Genomic DNA, 4560 nt, shown 5'->3' on the forward strand with positions numbered 1-4560 from the left:
TGCCGCCGATCGAAAGGCCGACACCGATGCCGGTCCCGACGGTGATGTAAGCGACGACGGACTTCCCCTTTCCTGCGCCGTAAGCGCCTTCACCAAGCGCCGCGCCGTTCACGTCCGTATCGAGCACGGCCGGCACGCCGATTTCCTTTTCGAAAGGTCCCAGAAGATCGAAATGCTCCCAGCCCTTCTTCGGTGTCGCCATGATATGGCCGTAAGTCGCAGAGTCCTTCCGGAGATCCAGCGGTCCGAAGCAGGCAACGCCCAATGCTTTGATCGGGAAATCTTTGAAATAGTCCGCCGCTTTCCTGACTGCCTCTTCCGGGCGCCCTGTCGCAAAGCGCATCCGGTCCAGGATATGGATGCCTTCCTCCGTTACCTCTGCCGCTCCGCAGACGATCTTCGTCCCGCCGGCCTCAATTCCTCCGATCAGCATTTCTTTCCTCACTTTCCATATCCATCGGAATCCGTCCTGCTGCCAGATCTTCCTCATCATAGGCAGGGATTCCGGCCTCCTTCAGCATCGCGGCAAAGACGCCTTCTCCGGGCACCCTTGTCCCGGAAAATGTACCGTCATAGACTTCATGTACGCCGCAGGTCGGGCTTCTTGCTTTCAGAATGGCAAAGGCAATGTCTTCACCCTCGATTTCTTTCATGATCTTTCTTGCGCCGGCTCTGTAGATTTCATCCATATCCGTCCCGTCTTTCCGGACGATACGGCCGCGTAGGATTTCCACGGGCGGACGCGGAATGGGCATGCCGGCAGCAACTTCGGGGCAGACGGGGATGACGTCCATCCCTGCTACGAAGGAAATGACGCCTTTATCCGTATTCGCGCCTCCCTTGTAGCGGCAGGGAACGCCAAGGAGACAGGCACTCACGATGACCTTCATGATTTTGCCACCGAGAAATGCAGACGGGAAACGGCTTCCGTCAGCGCATCATACGGCAGGTACGTCGCGGCATAGAGGTACGTGTCATTTCCGATCGGCTCGATGTAGTAATTGACCAGTCCCTGCGGTCCTGCCATGCCGTAGCTGAACGTCTCGCCGTCCTGCTTGTAAATGTCTGCTACGCCCATCTCATTCACACGGTCGAGGAGCTGCGCCTTCTGTGCTTTCGTGAGGAATACGCAGGTCAGCATGACTTTCTTCGCCTGATGGACGATGAGCGAATCGCTCGTATACTCCATCGAATAATCATCCTTCGTGTCGAGCTTGACCTCCAGCTTCTCGCCAGCCGGTGTCTTGAAGGAAAGCGACTGCGTATTCCCGCAGCCCGCCATCATGAAGACCGCCACAAGGACGAGAAGGAAGGACAGCGCTTTCTTCCAGGATTCTCTTGCCAGTTCCGTCATATATACTCCATTTCTATTTCTATTTCTATTTCTAGTAAAAAGATAAGCTGCGGCAAAATGCGCGATCATCCTGCCACATCCGCTTTTTCTCTGAAATTTATCTATCGAGGAAATAGACAAATTCAGTCCTAACAAAAATCTGATAAAAATAAGAAGGGCTGGTCTGCCCAGATAAAGCATGAAAAACCATACAGCCGGCCTGCGGCCTGGGAAATGACCATGAAAAACCATACAACCGGACTTCGTCCGTGGTAATCAACCCTATCCGCCCTTCGGGCACCTTCCCCGTCTGGGAAGGTGAGTCAGCATTCTACCGCAATCCCTCCCTCTTTATGCAATTATTCTTTGGTAAATTTGGCTCCTTCTTTCCATGCGCGGCCTGCGACGTCGCCTAAGCGGATGTAGGTGCCGTGGACGGGGTCGAATGTCAGAGGTTCGATGAGAGATGGGTCGAGCTTGCCGCCGGTCAGGACGGATTCATCAGCCAGGATGTTGACGATTTCTCCTACGATGTACCAGTCTTCGCCTTCCTGTGTGGTCTTCACGACCTTGCATTCGAATGTGAGCGGGAATTCTTCAATGACAGGAGCGTCCACATGCTCGCTCTTGACGGCATGGAAGCCTGCTTTCTCGATTTTCCCTTTTACCTTGTGGCCGCTGACGGTGCCGAAGTAGTCAGCTTCTGCCATCGTCTTCACGGTCGCCATACTGACGGTGAAGGCGCCGGTTTCCAGGATGTTGTCCGTCGTCTTGTGATTATGGTCGAGCATGAAGCCGATCTTGTTCGTGTCATAGATGCCGCCCCAGGCAGTAACCATGGCATCAGTCTCCCCTGCTTTGTCCTGGGAAGCGATGACGAGCGCCGGCTGCGGATAAATCCATGATGCGGGCTTGAAACTTTTCTTCATAGAAATCCCTCCTCTATCCAAAATTTCCTTTATTTTATTTATACATTCTAAAGATTATTATACCACGGGCGGGGAGCGCGAGCGCCCTTCCCCGTTGGCCCCGCGCAGTAAAAATCCCGATGGAATCCGGGAAGAGATTCCATCGGGAGGAAGGGATTATTTATGTATATCCTCAGGAGAGGAGGTACATATAAAAAGGAATGAAGAAGATCCCCAGCATCAGGGAGACGCAGTTGATCATCGTCGAGTAATCGGCATCGGCGCCGACGGAATTGGCGAGAATCGTCATGTTCGTCATAGCCGGCATGCCTGCCTGCATGAGGAAGACCTTCGCGGACATCGCGCTGACCGGAATGAACGGCAGCAGGATGAAAAGGCAGAGCGGTGAAAGGACGAAACGTCCAAACATCGCGCCCACAAGATCGCGGTCGAGACGGATCGCGGAGAACGGAATATGCGCCATCTGGATCCCGATGACGATAAGGGCCATCGGCGTTGCGATATTTCCTACGTAATGGCATGCCGTCAAAAAGAAGTGCGGCAGCGGAATATTGAGGAGAATGAGGAGAACGCCTGTGATGAATCCCATGAGCGGCGGTGTGCGCAGCTTCAGGAGCATTTCCTTCACAGTGAATTTATGGTCACCGCCGGCATCCTTGACGATGAGGTACGCGCCAAGAAACCAGAACATCGCGGTATTTGCGATATAGTACAGCATGCAGGAAGGCACGCTCGCTTCACCGAAGAGTGCCATATTGACCGGAAGGCCGATGAAGATGGCATTCGCAATGCAGCAGGTGCAGGTGAAGACGCCGCGGCGGCTCTTCGTGATATTCAGCACTTTGGCCAGGACGCGGCCGGCGAGGTACGCCACGAAAATCGAGGCAAAAGGAAGAAGCATGTCCGGCGCTGTTTCGATCAGCTGGTCATGCGTGAAATTCGAGTATAAAGAGTAAATCATCAGAGGCGGCAGCGCCACTGACATCGTAAACTTCGTCAGATCTTTCCCGGCGGACTCCCAGAAGAAACCCATTCGGCTCAAAAAGAAACCTAGACCCGCAATCACAGCTACTTCAAAAATACCTGACAACCCCTGCAGAATCGCATCCATACCCCAAATACCTCAAATTTTCTAAATTTTCAATAACTAACCCAAGATTTATACAAAATTGCACTGAAATTCTGTTTACAGCATAGCCTATCTTGTCATATAATTCAAATTAAGATAATGAATTTCACTTATAACGATTCAGCATAATTAGACATCTCGATTGTTCTATGTTCATTATTTTTTCGAATAAGCGGAATCGCGTATTCGCATAAGTTCTTTTTTATCAATAGAATAGGGGGGAATTCACTTGAATCTGGAATTTTACAAAAATTTCATTGCGATCGTCGAGGCGGGGGGCCTCAATAAGGCATCGCGCCAGATCCATGTCGCACAGCCTGCACTGACCCGTCAGCTCCAGCTGATGGAAAAAGAATACGGGGCTGCGCTCGTCGACCCAAGAAGAGGCCGGCACAGTTTGAAACTCACGGAAGCCGGATGGATCTTCTATCGCCAGGCAAAACAGATTTATGAGACAGACCAGACAACGCACGCGGAAATCGAAGCGCTCACAGCAGGCCTCACAGGCACCCTGCGCATCAGCGTCTTCCCGTCGTACGCGCCTTTCCTGTTCCAGAAAATCATTCCGCAGTTCCATGAGAAATACCCGGACCTCTGCTTCCGCATCCGCGAATCCTATCACACTACGCTCGTCGACGACATCCGCACCGGCGTCTCTGAAATAGGCATCGCCAATGCGCCGCTTCCTGATCCGTCCTTCTTTAAGATCCTCAGAAAAGAAGAATGCCAGATCATGATCGCAGGCCCGAAGGGAAGCCCGCTTCTTGAAGAAAACGAGACCATCACGCCCGACATGCTCGCCGGACAGCCTCTCGCCGTCAGCAGAAGCACCGAAGAAATCATCAAGAAACTCTTCCGCTCCCACAACATCGTCCCGAGAATCCTCTTCTCCGTCGACACACGCTCCTCCGCCATGGACGCCGCTGAAAGCAAAATGGCATTCGGCATCGTCGTCAGGGACGAAGGCGATATCTATCCGACAGAAACCCTCACCTTCCGTCCGCTCGCCATGCCAGACGTACCGATTGGAAAGACCTTCTTCTGCCAGAAAGGCCATCGCCTGAGCAAAGCCATGGAAGAATTCCTGGCAGCATTCCCGGAAACCGCTGAAATCGAAGAATAATAGAACATAAACATAAAAAGAGCACATAAAGCCAGCGTGCTTTCGT

6 protein-coding genes are annotated in these 4560 nt (G+C 52.5%); 1 reads left to right on the plus strand and 5 read right to left on the minus strand.

Annotated features, from left to right (window positions below; translation table 11 throughout):
- The 5 genes from M3200_RS04325 to M3200_RS04345 all read right to left on the minus strand — a co-directional run.
- Positions 1–433, minus strand: a 433-nt coding sequence (locus tag M3200_RS04325) for an ROK family protein (RefSeq protein ID WP_288178140.1), incomplete at its 3' end; no start/stop codon positions are given.
- Positions 414–890 carry a 2-thiouracil desulfurase family protein gene (locus M3200_RS04330; RefSeq protein ID WP_022382317.1) on the minus strand — a complete coding sequence of 159 codons (477 nt, stop codon included), beginning with the start codon at positions 888–890 and terminating at the stop codon, positions 414–416. The genes M3200_RS04325 and M3200_RS04330, both read right to left, overlap by 20 nt.
- Entirely contained in the window at positions 887–1354 is a 468-nt protein-coding gene (locus M3200_RS04335; RefSeq protein ID WP_022382318.1) for a hypothetical protein, read from the minus strand. Before M3200_RS04335 ends, M3200_RS04330 begins: the two co-directional genes overlap by 4 nt.
- A 338-nt stretch (positions 1355–1692) precedes the next feature.
- Entirely contained in the window at positions 1693–2262 is a 570-nt protein-coding gene (locus tag M3200_RS04340; RefSeq protein WP_022382319.1) for a flavin reductase family protein, read from the minus strand.
- Positions 2263–2434: 172 nt separating this feature from the next.
- Positions 2435–3373, minus strand: a complete 939-nt coding sequence (locus M3200_RS04345; RefSeq protein WP_022382320.1) for an AEC family transporter — start codon at positions 3371–3373, stop codon at positions 2435–2437.
- A gap of 247 nt (positions 3374–3620) precedes the next feature.
- Here M3200_RS04345 and M3200_RS04350 point away from each other — a divergent pair, with 247 nt between their 5' ends.
- Positions 3621–4514, plus strand: a complete 894-nt coding sequence (locus tag M3200_RS04350) for a LysR family transcriptional regulator (RefSeq protein WP_022382321.1) — start codon at positions 3621–3623, stop codon at positions 4512–4514.
- The last annotated feature ends 46 nt before the right edge of the window (positions 4515–4560 follow it).

Origin of the sequence: Dialister sp. CAG:357 (assembly GCF_000435155.1) — a bacterium.
GTDB classification, from domain to species: Bacteria; Bacillota; Negativicutes; order Veillonellales; family Dialisteraceae; genus Dialister; species Dialister hominis.